17 protein-coding genes are annotated in these 14,395 nt (G+C 54.4%); 3 read left to right on the top strand and 14 right to left on the bottom strand.

What is annotated here, in order from left to right; all coding sequences use genetic code 11:
• Position 1 precedes the first annotated feature (1 nt).
• Entirely contained in the window at positions 2–790 is a 789-nt protein-coding gene (locus PEL01S_RS15465; protein ID WP_127460922.1) for a TIGR00266 family protein, read from the bottom strand.
• 107 nt (positions 791–897) lie between these two features.
• Positions 898–2,088: a formate-dependent phosphoribosylglycinamide formyltransferase gene (gene purT / locus PEL01S_RS15470; protein ID WP_127460923.1), complete on the bottom strand. Its 1,191-nt coding sequence runs from the start codon at positions 2,086–2,088 to the stop codon at positions 898–900.
• Between the two features lie 255 nt (positions 2,089–2,343).
• Between purT and PEL01S_RS15475 the strand changes: the two genes are divergently transcribed.
• Positions 2,344–2,661 (top strand): winged helix-turn-helix transcriptional regulator, encoded by a 318-nt coding sequence (locus tag PEL01S_RS15475; protein WP_010494072.1) that lies wholly within the window; start codon positions 2,344–2,346, stop codon positions 2,659–2,661.
• Between the two features lie 44 nt (positions 2,662–2,705).
• Here the strand turns inward: PEL01S_RS15475 and PEL01S_RS15480 are convergent, their stop codons facing one another.
• Together PEL01S_RS15480 and PEL01S_RS15485 are read right to left on the bottom strand one after the other, a co-directional pair.
• Entirely contained in the window at positions 2,706–2,930 is a 225-nt protein-coding gene (locus PEL01S_RS15480) for a hypothetical protein (RefSeq protein ID WP_127460924.1), read from the bottom strand.
• A gap of 64 nt (positions 2,931–2,994) precedes the next feature.
• Positions 2,995–3,177 (bottom strand): aspartyl-phosphate phosphatase Spo0E family protein, encoded by a 183-nt coding sequence (locus PEL01S_RS15485; protein ID WP_108529833.1) that lies wholly within the window; start codon positions 3,175–3,177, stop codon positions 2,995–2,997.
• A 190-nt stretch (positions 3,178–3,367) separates the two neighbouring features.
• On the opposite strand from PEL01S_RS15485, the gene PEL01S_RS15490 reads away from it, so the two are divergent.
• Positions 3,368–4,078: a response regulator transcription factor gene (locus PEL01S_RS15490; protein WP_063180533.1), complete on the top strand. Its 711-nt coding sequence runs from the start codon at positions 3,368–3,370 to the stop codon at positions 4,076–4,078.
• Positions 4,079–4,181: 103 nt separating this feature from the next.
• Here PEL01S_RS15490 and PEL01S_RS15495 read toward each other — a convergent pair whose 3' ends face one another.
• The 8 genes from PEL01S_RS15495 to PEL01S_RS15530 all read right to left on the bottom strand — a co-directional run bounded on the left by PEL01S_RS15495 (position 4,182) and on the right by PEL01S_RS15530 (position 10,268).
• Positions 4,182–4,919 carry a YhcN/YlaJ family sporulation lipoprotein gene (locus tag PEL01S_RS15495; RefSeq protein ID WP_010494076.1) on the bottom strand — a complete coding sequence of 246 codons (738 nt, stop codon included), beginning with the start codon at positions 4,917–4,919 and terminating at the stop codon, positions 4,182–4,184.
• Positions 4,920–4,999: 80 nt separating this feature from the next.
• Positions 5,000–5,518, bottom strand: coding sequence for a hypothetical protein (locus PEL01S_RS15500; RefSeq protein ID WP_127460925.1), 519 nt, complete (start codon positions 5,516–5,518; stop codon positions 5,000–5,002).
• A 1-nt stretch (position 5,519) separates the two neighbouring features.
• Positions 5,520–6,170 (bottom strand): trimeric intracellular cation channel family protein, encoded by a 651-nt coding sequence (locus PEL01S_RS15505; protein WP_063180529.1) that lies wholly within the window; start codon positions 6,168–6,170, stop codon positions 5,520–5,522.
• 5 nt (positions 6,171–6,175) lie between these two features.
• Positions 6,176–7,255 (bottom strand): Gfo/Idh/MocA family protein, encoded by a 1,080-nt coding sequence (locus tag PEL01S_RS15510; protein WP_063180527.1) that lies wholly within the window; start codon positions 7,253–7,255, stop codon positions 6,176–6,178.
• Positions 7,256–7,390: 135 nt separating this feature from the next.
• The gene (locus PEL01S_RS15515; RefSeq protein WP_036685555.1) at positions 7,391–8,050 is read right to left on the bottom strand and encodes a response regulator transcription factor; all 660 of its coding nucleotides are present in this window, start codon (positions 8,048–8,050) and stop codon (positions 7,391–7,393) included.
• Complete coding sequence (locus PEL01S_RS15520) at positions 8,051–9,439, bottom strand: sensor histidine kinase (protein ID WP_127460926.1); 1,389 nt, start codon at positions 9,437–9,439, stop codon at positions 8,051–8,053.
• Positions 9,440–9,460: 21 nt separating this feature from the next.
• Entirely contained in the window at positions 9,461–9,844 is a 384-nt protein-coding gene (gene kapB, locus PEL01S_RS15525; RefSeq protein WP_127460927.1) for a kinase-associated lipoprotein KapB, read from the bottom strand.
• A 46-nt stretch (positions 9,845–9,890) separates the two neighbouring features.
• The gene (locus PEL01S_RS15530) at positions 9,891–10,268 is read right to left on the bottom strand and encodes a thioredoxin family protein (RefSeq protein ID WP_127460928.1); all 378 of its coding nucleotides are present in this window, start codon (positions 10,266–10,268) and stop codon (positions 9,891–9,893) included.
• A gap of 94 nt (positions 10,269–10,362) precedes the next feature.
• Between PEL01S_RS15530 and PEL01S_RS15535 the strand changes: the two genes are divergently transcribed.
• Positions 10,363–10,587: a hypothetical protein gene (locus PEL01S_RS15535; protein ID WP_063180525.1), complete on the top strand. Its 225-nt coding sequence runs from the start codon at positions 10,363–10,365 to the stop codon at positions 10,585–10,587.
• A gap of 106 nt (positions 10,588–10,693) precedes the next feature.
• Here the strand turns inward: PEL01S_RS15535 and PEL01S_RS15540 are convergent, their stop codons facing one another.
• Both PEL01S_RS15540 and PEL01S_RS15545 read right to left on the bottom strand, forming a co-directional pair.
• The gene (locus tag PEL01S_RS15540; protein WP_063180523.1) at positions 10,694–12,307 is read right to left on the bottom strand and encodes an ABC-F family ATP-binding cassette domain-containing protein; all 1,614 of its coding nucleotides are present in this window, start codon (positions 12,305–12,307) and stop codon (positions 10,694–10,696) included.
• A gap of 153 nt (positions 12,308–12,460) precedes the next feature.
• Positions 12,461–14,377 carry an ABC-F family ATP-binding cassette domain-containing protein gene (locus PEL01S_RS15545; RefSeq protein WP_127460929.1) on the bottom strand — a complete coding sequence of 639 codons (1,917 nt, stop codon included), beginning with the start codon at positions 14,375–14,377 and terminating at the stop codon, positions 12,461–12,463.
• Between the last annotated feature and the right edge of the window lie 18 nt (positions 14,378–14,395).

Here is a 14,395-nt window from a genome sequence, read left to right on the forward strand (position 1 = left end):
TTTAACGGTCGCCGTCAAGCAGTTTCCCGACACCGCCCAAAATGCTGCCTTCCTCCTTGCGTCCGCCGGTTCGTGACGCACTCAGTACCCGATCCGCCAATCGGCTGAAGGGCAGCGACTGAATCCATACCTTGCCCGGTCCCCGCAGCGTGGCGAAGAATAGCCCCTCGCCTCCGAAGATCGCCGTCTTGACACCTTTGACGAACTCGATGTCGTAATTCACATCCTGCGTCATCGCGACCAGACATCCCGTATCCACGCGGATCATTTCGCCGGGGCCCAGCACTCGCTCATGGATCGCCCCTCCTGCATGAACGAACGCTAGACCGTCGCCTTCAATCTTCTGCATAATGAAGCCTTCGCCGCCGAAAAATCCGGTGCCCAGCTTGCGCTGAAACTCGATGCCGACCGAAACGCCCTTCGCCGCGCACAGAAACGCATCCTTTTGGCAGATCAGCTTGCCGTTCAGCTCCACCAAATCCATCGGCAAAATACGGCCGGGATAAGGAGAAGCAAAGCTGACGCATTCCTTGCCCGAGCCCCGGTTCGTGAACGCGGTCATGAACAAGCTCTCGCCCGAAAGCAGCCGCTTGCCCGCGCCGAACAGCTTTCCGACGAAGCCTTTGTTCTGGTCGCTGCCATCGCCGAAAATCGTTTCCATCTGAATGTTCTGATCCATCATCATCATCGCTCCGGCTTCGGCAAAAACGGTTTCTCCCGGGTCCAGCTCGATCTCGACAAACTGCATTTCCGAACCGATAATCCGATAATCCACTTCATGTGCATTCATGGACAATCTCTCCTTTTAGGGGGCTGTACCCGAATCAAAATGATGGAAGGACACGATGATTCGCATGGGATGTTATACGCATATCCAAATGCTGCGGTTTCGCGGCCTCAAGCCTTGTCCGTCCCGTACTCGATGCGCAGGTGCGAAGCGGCTTCCTCCGCCTGCCGACGGGCGGCTTCCACTGTCTCCGCCGAGCTCAAAGCAACAGCCATGCGCCGGCCCGGCTTCGTCTCTGGCTTGCCGAACACGCGAACCTGGGAATTCGGGACCGCCAGCACCTGTTCGAGACCGCCGATGCGAAAGTCCGACGTTTCCCGGTCCGCCTTCAGCGTGTAGGAAGCCGCCGGTGTCAGCAGCCGCACATTCGGGATCGGGAACCCGAGGATCGCCCGTACGTGCAAGGCAAATTCGGACAAATCCTGCGAGGCCATCGTTACCATTCCCGTATCGTGCGGGCGGGGACTGACCTCGCTGAAATATACCTTGTCCGGCGCAAGGAACAATTCCACCCCATAAATACCGGCGCCGCCAAGCGCTTCGGTGATCGCTCCCGCCACCCGCTGGGCCTCCGCGATTTGGGCATCGCTCATCGCATGCGGCTGCCAGGATTCGATATAATCGCCGTCCTTTTGAATATGGCCGATGGGCGCGCAATACGTCGTTCCGGAAACGGACCGGACGGTGAGCAGCGTAATTTCCGAATCGAAACGGATGAATTCTTCCACGATGACGCGGGTCTTTTTGGCCCGACCGCCTTCCATGGCGTAGTTCCAGCAAGCTTCTACGTCTTCCGGCGCGCGGCAGACGCTCTGTCCTTTGCCCGAGGAGCTCATAATCGGCTTGATGACGCACGGTGTTCCGATCGTCGAGACAGCTTCCTGCAGCTCCTCCAAGCTGTCAGCGAACGCATACCTCGCTGTCGGCAAACCAAGCGTCTCCGCGGCCAGCCTGCGGATGCCTTCCCGGTCCATCGTCAGCCTTGCGGCGGTTGCCGTAGGCACGACGCGGTAGCCTTCGCTTTCCAGCTCCACCAAGGTGGGCGTCGCAATGGCTTCGATCTCGGGCACGATAAGATCGGGGCGTTCTTTCTCAATGATTCGGCGCAGCTCCTCGCCGTCCAGCATGTTGATAACATAGGATCGGTGCGCCACCTGCATAGCGGGCGCATTCGCGTAACGGTCGACCGCGATCGTTTCCACGCCAAGACGCTGGGCTTCAAGAATGACCTCCTTGCCCAGCTCGCCTGCTCCCAGCAGCATCATTTTTTTCGCATTCGTCGATAACGGTGCACCGTACATAGAAGGTTCCTCCTGAATGATGGTATGATTTTCATAAAGTCCTATCGCTGTTATACTTTACTTTATTCGATTTTTCAACTCCAATCTGCGACGAAAAACGACAAATTTCGTCCAGAAGCAGGAAAAGCCCCGTCACGCCTGGGGCGAACGGAGCTGCCGGGACTTCGGGATGGCCAAACCGGCAAAAACGAAACAAAAAACTTACTTTTGTCAAGTAACTTATGCTAAAATGAAGGGTAAGAAGAGGTGAAAACGATGGCAGATCATCCGCATCATTTATGTCCCAAATTCGAAGCCGCCTTTGAAATTTTAGGCAAGCGCTGGACCGGTCTGATTATCCGGGCATTATTGGGAGGTCCGTGCCGCTTTAAAGATATCTCCGAGATGATTCCCGGAATGAGCGACCGCATGCTTGCCGAACGCTTCAAAGAGCTGGAAGCCGCCGGACTAATCAGCCGGCACGTCTATCCCGAGACGCCGGTCCGGATCGAGTACGAATTAACAGATAAGGGAAAAGCACTGGAACCGGTCATGAATGCGGTTCAAAAGTGGGGAGAAACGTGGGTCAAATGACCCCGTTTCTTGACACGCCCTCTCGTGCTACAATGGAAGAGGCGTTAATCGTGGTGGACAGGCTCGGCCATCCAGGTGACCGGGTAATAGAACATACGGTGCCCGCACTGCGGGCATTTGATTTTCATGTCCAGCTCGTTTAAGCCGTTCACACATAACGCAAGCGAAAAGGACGATTCATAGCTGGCCGTCCGGAAGGCATCTTGTTGGGGGGCATAGTTGCAGCTCGAAGCGCTGCAGGAAGCACAAATTTTGTAAGCGCTGCTCATCGTAGAGGCACATCCTTCCAAAAAAGTCGTATTTTTTTTTTGGTATGGCCTCCTATCGGCACTTTTATACGGCGGCTTGTCCGGCTGGCTGCAGCGGGCGCATGGCAAGTAAAATGAGCTCGTCGAGCTCCATGCTCTTATGTAGGACTTTCGGATCGGTCAGCAAACAGCCTTGGCCGGTTACCAAAGCGTTCAACTCGTCGATGCAGCAGCGAATTCGGTGTTCCAACTGTGCTTGAATCAGCATAGGTATACCTCCTTGGCTTTGTTCGCGCAAACGAACGGCTGGCCGGTTCAGTGTCGTTTTCTCCGCACTTAGGGCTTTCTACGACTTCAATTATGAAAGACATTCTTTAAAAAAGTAGCAGTTGCATATTTGATTTTTATTAAGTTTCTTAACATTTATCTAATACTTCATTTCGTCGAGGTGGCACGTCATGTCTAAAGTATTGCTGGTTGAGGATGATCAAAGTATTTCGGATATGATATCCATTTACTTGAGCGAAGAAAATTATACCGTGTTTTGTGCAGCCGACGGCAAACAGGGTAAAGAATTGTTCAGCCTGCATGAGCCGGATGTCGTCATTCTTGATTTGATGCTTCCGGATACGAACGGCATCGAGCTGTGCAAGCACTTTCGCACCGTCTCCAACGTACCGATCATGATCGTTTCCGCCAAAAGTGAGGTATCCGAACGCGTCAACGCGCTGATGATCGGCGCCGACGATTATTTGTGCAAGCCGTTCAGCATGCGGGAGATGGCCGCACGGACGAGTGCGCTCCTGCGCCGCTCCGCCTTAACCCAAACGGTCAGACCTGCAACAGAGGACCCTGTGCCTGCGGAAACGAAGGACATCGTCCTTGATTTGGAAAAGCGGGGCATCTATTTGCACGGTCAAGCGGTGGAAACGACCTATTCCGAATTTGAAATCATGAAAAATTTCTGGCTTCATCCGGGCAAAGTATTCTCAAGAGAAGAGCTGCTGAACAAAATTCGTGGCATCGATTCCTTCGTGACCGAACGCTCGGTCGACGTACATATTACGAATCTCCGCAAAAAAATCGAGGCGGACCCCAAAGAGCCCAAATATATCAAGACCGTCTGGGGTGTCGGATATAAATTCGAAATGCCAATGAAGACGAATTAACCAGGCTCAAAGACTATGCACTTTTATCAACATAAAAATCCGGCCGGGCACGCAACCTTCTCATGCGTTGCGACCGACCGGATTTTTGCATACGGTGGCATTGTTATTTGCGAGTATTGGCATCGTCCGGAAATACATGCAGGATCAACGTATTGAACTCGTTCATATAATTGGTCATGGTGCCGCGCTCCTTCTCTTCCTTCGCATAAAAGCGGACACGCTGCACGAAATTCGGGTTCGCCGATACGTATACTTGCTGAATGTTGGTAGGCGCCATCGACAGCACCAGCTTACGGATTTCATCGGCCTTTCCTGTCGATAATCCCCCGTTTTCCGTCCACGAATACCGGCTCGGCCCTTTATCGGTGCCTCCGAATATCCCGACTCCGCCTTTCGACGTTACCTGATATCCCAGCATGTCCGGCGACGCCTCGGCTTCCGGACTATGACCGTCCAAAACGACCGCCACATAGCCGTTCACTTCCGTCAGCAGCACTTGGGCCTCACGGACACCGGAGACGGTCTTCACCCGCTCGGCAATCTGTGGCGCGAATGCCATTGTACTCGCCGAGTGCCGGTTCGTCATATCGAGCTGTTTTCGCCCGCTGTATTCTTTCCCCTGACGGGCCTGCTGCTCGTCCACCCAACGCTGCTTGACCCCAAGCGATCCGTCTTCGTTATTGCGGGAATCGCGGTCATACAAGGCTTGCTGTCGGTAATCCTCCAGCCCGCCGCCGGGCCGGCTGGCCTGCGGCCTATTCCCGCCGCACGCGCTTTGCAGCAGCAAGCAGCCGGCTACTGCAAGCAGAAGCAGCCCCTTTCGGTGTATCACGGTGTTCATCCTGTCGTGTCCCTCCTGTAGACGTGCCCTCATAAGGCTCACGCTTAGGATGAATCACACGCCGGAAAATATGCGCAGCACTACTTCTTTTCGGTATCGCCGGGATTCAACCGCTCCAGCAGCTCGCGAACTTTTTGTTCCGATACGTCTCCCGTTTGCTTAAAGAGCGCAAGCTGCTCCGCAATGTCGCGGCCGATCGCTTCGTGCTCGGCTTCTGCCGCTGCATAGCCAGGATCGAACCACACATAATCGCCTTCGGGGCCGTTGCGCAGGAATGGCTTGCTCCAATGGGCCGGATAATCGTAAGGCGCTTCCCCGAATAAAAAACCGAGCACCTCGTCGCTTTCCAGCGGCATCAAATGATGAAACGATTCTTCCTGTACGGACTCCGGCCCCGCCGGGATTGCGGCCAAATTCCTGTGTAAGTAGGCGTAATGCAAGTAGTGCTCTCCCGTCGCCTTGTCTTTGGCGATTTCATACAGTTCAAGTCCATCTTCTTTCAACACGCGAACGGAATCGAGCCGCTCCCCGATTTCTTCGCCCGGGATACGTTTCCGGTTGCTCCAGGACGTGTTCGGTTCGTTTGCTTCCGACATCATGCTAAGCCCCCTTCGCTTGCTTGGATTCCTCATTAAGCCGCAGCGTGCGCCGTGGCAGCCGCCATTTGTACACCACCGACAGCATCCGCAAAATAACAATGAGCGCGAATAGTCCGAGCAGCGGCCACGACCCTTGGAACCAGCCGATCCCGATCAGAAATCCCGCCAGCATTCCCCAAACCGCATAGATCTCGTCATGCAGCACAAGCGGCTTCCGTCCGGCCAGCACGTCGCGGATAATCCCGCCGCCGATCCCGGTCATCATCGCCGCTACGATGACGGCGCTTAGCGGAGCATTCATCTGAACCGCATACAGTGCCCCTTGAATGGAGAAAGCCGCCAAGCCGATAGCGTCGAACAAGGATTCCCATGTTTTCCAGCGGCGAATCCAGCTGACGGGAACGATAAAAACAAGAAACGCCGCAATGAGCGCCGTTTTCAAATAAAGTCCCTGCGTCCAAAGCGTGCTGACAGGTATGCCGATCAGCAAGTTTCGGACGACCCCGCCGCCGAACGCCGTCACAAAGGCAAGTACAAAAACGCCCAGAATATCGTACTCTTCTTCCATGGCAACGACCGCGCCGGAAATAGCGAACGCGATCGTGCCGATAATGCTGAATAATTGCAAATTGACTTGAAGCAGTTCATCCATAAGGGTTAATCCAAGCTCCAATCCAGCGTAACGAGTTGACCTGTACGGGACGACTCATAGATCGCTTCCAGCACTAAACTGTTCGTGAGACCTGACATCGCAGATGTAAGCGGCTCGCGGTGCTCCCGGATGCAATCGAGGAAATGGCGGCTCATGCGCTGACGAGGCCCTTCATCGTTCGAATCCACCGTCAACTCTACGTCGGCGGTCCGCTCGAACAGCTCGGTATGCAGCGTCCCTCTTCCTGCACGTAGAGAAGCGCCCCCCTCGGAGCCCATCAGGTAAATATAAGGTCCGTTATCGATAAAATCGGTATTAGCCGCCCAGCTTACATCCAGCGACAGCGTGCTGCCGTTATCCAGCTTGATTAGAGCGGTTGCCAGATCCTCAACGTCATAAAAGCCGTTCCAGTCCGGTTTGCCCCAAGTGCCGATACCGCGCTTCTTCGGTCCGAACTCGGCATACGTCGTCCCGAAGACGGAGACCGGCTTCGGACTGCCCATCAAGTGCAGCGATAAATCCAGCATATGCACGCCGATATCGATCAGCGGCCCGCCGCCGGATTTATGCATTTGCGTAAACCAAGTGCCCCAGCCCGGAATCCCTTTGCGGCGCAGCCAGCCGGTTTTGACATTATAGATACTGCCGAGCGCACCTTTCTCGATTTGTTCCTTCACCTGCATGTTAAGCGATTCCCAACGCATCTGGTGCGACATCATCAACACTTTGCCTGACTTCAGGTGTGCCTTGACAATTTCTTTGGCGGAAGCCGCATTGACGGCCATCGGCTTTTCAAGCAGAACGTGCTTGCCGGCTTGAAGCGCTTCAATGGCAATGGGTGCATGTGCATCGTTCGGGACGGCTACGATTACTGCATCCAAGCTCGGATCCTGCAGCAGCTCCTGATAGGTTGCGTAAACGTTCGGAATATTATATTCCTTCGCCCGCGCGATAGCCATAGGCTGATAGACGTCCGTCACAGCCGTTACGGCGGCGTCCGGGATTTGCGAAAATTCCTGAATGTGTACATTGCCGATGTTGCCGGCGCCGATGACGCCGATTTGTATTTTGTCGTTTGCGCTCATGCGTTAGGCTCCTCCGCTGACGTTTTTCTATGTTCTCAAACAGTTTCACTATACCATAAACTTCAGGCAAGTTGTAACGGAAAAAAGCGGCGTCCTTCCGGTTTTTACGCCTGTGGCAGCCGCTTTTCGGGCAGCTTACAAAATGCCCATATCTTTTGCTTTTTGAGCCGCTTCCTTACTGCTTTTTCCGCCCAGTTTCTTCAAAATGTTCCCAACGTGCACTTTGATCGTCCGGATGGAGACGACGAATTTGTCGGCGATTTGTGTTTGGGTGTGCCCTTTTTCGATCAGATCGAGCACTTGAATTTCGGTCGGCGTCAGCAAATTTTTGAGCTCCCTCACCCGCACCTCATGCTCAAGCTGCTTCAAGCGGCGGAATTCTTCCCGCATCTGCGCAGCGACGCTCGGATGGATGGAGCTCCGGTTGGCGTACGCGCTGCGGATCGTCTGCGGAATTTCCGTGAAGTTGGACTTCACCATATAATCGACGGCGCCGGCCTTGAACGCTTCGAAAATGATTTCTTTCTCCTCCATCGAAGAAAGCATCACGACGCGTGCCCCGCTGCATTTCACGATTTCCGCTGCGGCCCACAGTCCCTCCGGACTGTCGGACATCATGACGTCCATCAGAACGACATCTGCTTCCGTCTTCTCCAGCAGCTCGACAGCCGCTTCACCGGACGAAGCCTGACCCACCACTTCGATATCCGGCTCCTTTTGCAAGTAGCTGTGCAGGCCGCGCAGCCAGTCCGGATCGTCCTCGACAATGACGACGCGAATCACAGGATGCTCCATTCAAATTAACTCCCTTCCCGCCGGAAGCCGCTTTTGCTTCGGAAACTGCATGAAGACGCTCGTTCCTTGGCCCGGCTTGCTGTGAATATTCATGGTGCCTTTGTGCTTCTGAACAATAGTATAACAATAAGACAGTCCCAAGCCGAAGTTCATTTTCTTACCGCTTTTGGTCGTGTAGAACGGATCGAAGACGCGCTTGAGCTGCGCCTTGTCCATTCCGGGACCCGTGTCCTTCACTTCCAGAACGACTTTCCGCTTCGTTTCCGTCAAGCGTACGGTCAGGACACCACCGTCCGGCATCGCTTCAATAGCATTCGTCAGCACGTTGGTCCACACCTCGGTCAACTGCGCCCGGTCTGCGGCAATCCGTTCCTCCGTCAAATACTGCTCGTGAACCTCGACCTTATGCAGCTCCGGAGACAGAGTGCGGATACAGTCCCTCATCAGCTCGCGCGGGTCCAACTCCTCGAGTTGAAGCTTGATCTCCTGGGTTTGTCCCTGAATTCGGTAGATCATCTCGTAAATATGCTGCGAAGCGGACAAAATGACTTCCATATCCTGCACGACTTGGGCCGGGTCCGTTCGTCCGGCTGCCACCTCGGATTTGATTTTGTCGCCGAACAGCCGGATTTTGCCGACATCGTTCTTGATCGCATGGTTCAAAATCGAGGTCCCGGACGTAATTGCGCGCAGTGTATAATCGAGCTTCTGGTTCCGTATCGAGATTTGCAGACCCATGAATCCATAGCGGAAGCTCGATCCGACAATGATCGCCAGGGTGAGTGCGATCACCCATGTGTTATAGCGCCACCATTCGTACAAACCGAAAAAGGAGGGCAGCAAATAAAGCGTAAATAAAGCGAATACCAGCGTCGGCGCAGCCGCTAGCGTCGTCAGCATCCGGCTGCGGCGGAGAAACGAATTTTTCTCCTTCAGCAGCGCCATGATCAATAAAACGGCGCCTGTCACAATATACGGCGCCGCCCAAGGGGTGACAAAGTAATACGGGATCGGATCGCCGGGTTTCGGTTCGAGCACGAAGGAAAGAGCAGGAAGAACCACCAGCGCCCACGGAATCCATCGTTTCCACGGCCATACCGGATAATCCGGGTAATAAACGATGGCGAACATCAAAAACGTATAAGGCAAGCCGAAGTAGCACATCAGCGAACTGGCGAGCTCGGCTTTGGCAAGCAGCACCGCAACAGGCATCGTCAACAAGCCGCGGTCAAACAAATAAGGCACGACGTCGTCCGCAATCACCGCGGACAATCCCCCGCAGCCGCCTGTAAAGGCGATGCTGCTGATCCATTGTGTCGTCGCCCGCTTCGGATCGGTGACGATCAGGAGCAGCCCGATCGTCCATAGGCCGATAAAAACAAACAGCATGACAACCCGATCCCTTCCGTCTTAAGCGTACTCTCCCTCGAGCCGGTCCAATTCTTCGAGACATCGCTCGGCCCAGCGAACCGTTCGCTTCAGTTGCTCGCGCTCCTGCGCCAAGGCTTGCCGCAGCGATTCGCGGTAAGCCGGCACCGCCCCATGGTGCGGCCGGACCGTGTTCGGCGGCATAAGCGCAATCTCCTGATAGGCCAGCGCGCGCCGTTGATGGAAAAATGCCACATCCGGGTCCATCGGATTGTGCAAATCTCCTTGCGTTGGGTGTTTCACGACCGCGGCAATCTTGATGGCGATCTTACCAGTAGGCGATAGCTCGACAACCTCGCCTATGTAATCGCCTGTTTTGTAGGAAGCCCGGACCATCGTCCCGGGAGTTAACATGGATTCCAGCATCGTATAGATACGACTCCCTTCCTTGTTATAAGTCAGAATGGCCTTATCAGCCATTCGTAGTAACATTCATCCAGCGGTGAAGCTCCTGCACACCGTCGAACCGATATTTTTTATCGATCACCCCTTGCTGCCATCGCACCAGACACGGCACGCTTTCGATTTGCCAATTCCGCGCCAGCAGCGGCGAGAAATTAATATTGCATCGGCCCATGGCAGTCCGCGGATTCAACGCCTGTACAACCTCCAGCATCCTCTCGCCTACCTTGCACGTGCCGCACAGCGGAGTATAGAAGAATATGTACCGGGGCTCCGAATAAGCCAAATGTCCTTCGGCCGCGTTTTCCGGGAATTCCGGTTCTACAGCTTCGGTCGTTGCAGGCGTCCATGCAAGCAGGTCTTGTTCCGACCATTCCTTGAGCGTCATGGTTCCAATCCCTCCCTACATATTTGCTTATTGCTTCCAGAGGGACCTATCCGGTAGAATGGTACTATCCAGGGTATAGGGCAGGTGTTAAACAATGTCGGACACAACGAACCAAAATTCGAATGAGCAGCCGCAATCCGCCGGCGAGCCTAAAAAAGTCAGCTTGGCGGATGCGATTAAAAACAAGCTCGCGCAAAAGAAGCAAGCCCAGCATGACGCTAAAGCCAACGGCCAAATGCGTGCCGGAAACGCGTCCGTGATGAAAAGCCAAAACAACAAAAAGCCGAACAACCAACGCCGGCGTACCGGCGGAAGCTGACCGGCCGCGATTGGAAAAGAAGGATGAGCACAGCCTTTTCAGGCCTGCGGCTCATCCTTTTTTTAATTATACGGAACGGCTGTTTCTGGCAAACTATGAATGGAAATTAAGCATACAGCAGATCGCGCTGCTTCTTAATCTCGTCATTCTCCAAGTATTCGTCATAGGTAATGACCTTGTCGATCATACCGTTCGGCGTAATTTCGATAATCCGGTTTGCCACGGTTTGCACGAATTGATGGTCATGGGAGACGAATAACATCGTACCGTCGAAATCCATCAGCCCATTGTTCAGCGCCGTGATCGATTCCAAATCCAAGTGGTTGGTCGGCTCATCCAGAATCAGCACGTTGGCGCCGCTCATCATCATTTTGGACAGCATGCAGCGCACTTTTTCGCCCCCGGACAGCACGCTTGCTTTCTTCAGTGCTTCTTCACCAGAGAACAGCATCCGGCCCAGGAAGCCGCGGATATAGGACTCGTCTTGATCTTTGGAATATTGACGCAGCCAGTCAACCAGATTAATGTCCGTATCAAAATAAGCCGAGTTGTCTTTCGGGAAATACGCTTGTGTCGTCGTCACGCCCCAGCTGTACTCGCCGGCATCGGCTTCCAGCTCGCCCATCAGCACTTGGAACAACGTCGATTTGGCGATCCCGTTCGGGCCGACGAGGGCGATTTTGTCGCCTTTGTTTACAGTAAAGCTGATATTGTTCAAAATCAACTGGCCGTCGATCGATTTGCTGATCCGGTCCACTTGAAGCAATTGCTTGCCCGCTTCCCGCTCCGGAGTAAATTTGATGAACGGGTACTTCCGGGTCGACGGCTTGATGTCATCGAGCGTCAGCTTCTCCAGCAGCTTCTTACGCGAAGTCGCCTGCTTCGACTTGGAGGCGTTCGCGCTAAAGCGTTGAATGAACGTTTCGAGCTCTTTGCGCTTCTCCTCAACCTTCTTGTTAGCCTCACGCTGCAGCTTCAAAGCCAGCTGGCTGGACTCGTACCAGAAGTCGTAGTTGCCGACGTACATCTGGATTTTGCTGAAGTCGATATCCGCAATGTGCGTGCACACCTGGTTCAGGAAGTGACGGTCATGGGATACGACAATGACGGTGCCTTCATATCTGGCAAGGAAATTCTCAAGCCAGTTGATCGATTCGATGTTCAAATGGTTCGTAGGCTCGTCAAGCAGCAAAATGTTCGGGTTGCCGAACAACGCCTGCGCCAGCAAGACGCGGACTTTTTGGTTGCCGTCGAGTTCTTTCATTTTGATGTCATGCAGTTCCTTGGAAATACCGAGACCGATCAACAGCTCCGCTGCGTCCGATTCCGCCTGCCAGCCGTCCAGCTCCTGGAATTCGCCTTCCAGCTCAGCCGCACGCATGCCGTCCTCTTCGGAGAAATCCGGCTTTGCATACAAAGCGTCTTTTTCCTCCATAATTTGGAACAAACGCGCATGCCCCATCATGACCGTTTTGAGCACGTCCACTTCGTCATATTCGAAATGGTTCTGCTTCAGAACCGCCATACGCTCGCCCGGAGTGATGCTGACTTCACCTTTGTTCGGCTCCATTTCGCCGGACAGAATTTTCAGGAATGTCGATTTGCCCGCTCCGTTCGCGCCGATCAAACCGTAGCAGTTGCCGGGAGTAAACTTAATGTTTACATCCTCGAACAATGCCCGTTTACCGTATCTTAAGGTGACTCCTGTTACCGTAATCATCTGTTTAAAACCTACTTTCGCGATAGAATAAAGCGATCAGCCCGTGTAAAGCTGCTTCCAAACGTATATTATAGCATAAATTGGCGCGTCTTCCCACTGGATGTTATTTTTTGTTCCGCCCAAAATGGCCTGCCGCACCGCTGAAACGCTTCGTTACTTGTTCTGTGCGATACGCTCTACCAGCTCGGAAAGCTCGGTCCAGCGCTCCATCGCTTCCTCCAGCCGCTGCGTCAGCTCCTGCTCTTCCTGGAACAGCTCTTGCGCTTTCGTATAATCGCTGCCCGCGTTCTCGATATCTTGCTTGACCTGCGCCAAGCGATCCTCGAGCCCGGCAATTTTATCCTCGATTTCGTCCCATTCCTTCTGCTCCTTGTAGGAAAGCTTGCGGGGACGATTCGATTCGCGCTGCTGCGCCGGCGCCGTTTCGGCAGCCGACTTGGTTTCCCGCCGCTCCTCCGCTGCCGCTTGCTTTTCGCTTCGGGACGCTTCCAGATATTCCGTATAATTGCCGAAAAATCTTCGGATGCGGCCCTCCCCTTCGAACACGAACAGATGATCCGCCGTCCGGTCCAGAAAGTAACGGTCATGGGATACGGTAATGACCACACCCGGAAAATCTTCCAAGTATTCCTCCAAGATGGTCAACGTTTGAATATCCAGATCGTTCGTCGGCTCGTCCAGCAAAAGCACGTTCGGCTCGCCCATCAGTGTGCGCAGCAGATACAGCCGGCGCCGTTCGCCTCCGGACAGCTTGCCGATCGGCGTCCATTGCTGGGCAGGCGTAAACAAGAAGCGTTCGAACATTTGCGCCGCCGTAACCGATTCGCCGCTCGAGGTTCGCACCACCTCGGCCGCTTCCTTTATATAATCGATCGCCCGCTGCTTCTCGTCCATCTCGACACTTTCCTGCGTGTAGTAAGCCAGCTTCACGGTCGGTCCGGTTACGATGGCCCCCGCGTCCGGCTCCAGTCTGCCGGCCAACATGTTCAAAAACGTCGATTTTCCCGTCCCGTTCGGTCCGATAATGCCGATGCGATCTTCAGGTAAAACGATATAGCTGAAATTGTCGACGATTTTACGCTGCTCGAACGATTTGCTGACCTCTTCCAGCTCCATGATCTTTTTGCCGAGCCGGCTCGCACCGAGCGAAATGTCCATCTGTGCGGCGGGTCCGTCCACTTTGCGGTCGCGCAGCTCAACGACACGCTCCACACGCGCTTTCTGTTTCGTCGTCCGCGCTTTGGCCCCACGCCGTAGCCACGCCAGCTCTCTGCGCAGCAGGTTTTGCCGTTTGTCTTCCTCGGCGGCCTCGCGCTCCAGCCGCTCGGCCTTTTTCTCAAGAAATGCCGCATAATTGCCCTCGTAGCTGTACAGCTTGCCACGGTCCAGCTCGAAGATCCGGTTCGTCACCCGATCGAGAAAATACCGGTCATGCGTCACGAGCAGCAGCGCGCCTCGCCACTTCGCAAGGAATTCTTCCAGCCACTGCACCGTTTCATGGTCAATATGGTTGGTTGGTTCGTCTAAGATGAGCAGATCCGCCGGTTGAATCAGCGCCCGAGCCATCGCGACCCGCTTGCGCTGCCCCCCGGAAAGTGTACCGACCTTTTGACCGAAATCGCGGATGCCGAGCCGGGTCAGCACGGTCTTAGCCGTCGTAGAGGCGTCCCATGCGCCTGTCGCATCCATACGCTGCTGCGCGGCGAACAGCTTCGTCTGCCGTTTTTCGTCCTCGGGGGCAAGCTGCAGCTCGGCAAGCGCCCATTCGTATTCCCGCAATGCCTGCATCATCGGCGTATCGCCGTAAAACACCTGCTCAAGCACAGTCGAGTCGGAATCGAACGACGGATTTTGCGGCAAATACTCGACATGGAAATGGTTCGCATGGATGAGCTTTCCTCGTTCCGTCGATTCGAGCCCGGCCAAAATTTTCAGCAGGGTCGATTTGCCCGTGCCGTTCACGCCGACGAGCCCGATCCGTTCTTTCTCGTTGATCTGAAAGTGAATGCCGTCAAATAAAACTTTCTCGCCGTAGCTTTTATATAAATCTTCTACCGTCATGATGTTCAAGCGGATTCAAGCCTCCTC

This window comes from Paenibacillus elgii NBRC 100335, from assembly GCF_004000865.1.
GTDB classification, from domain to species: Bacteria; Bacillota; Bacilli; order Paenibacillales; family NBRC-103111; genus Paenibacillus_G; species Paenibacillus_G elgii.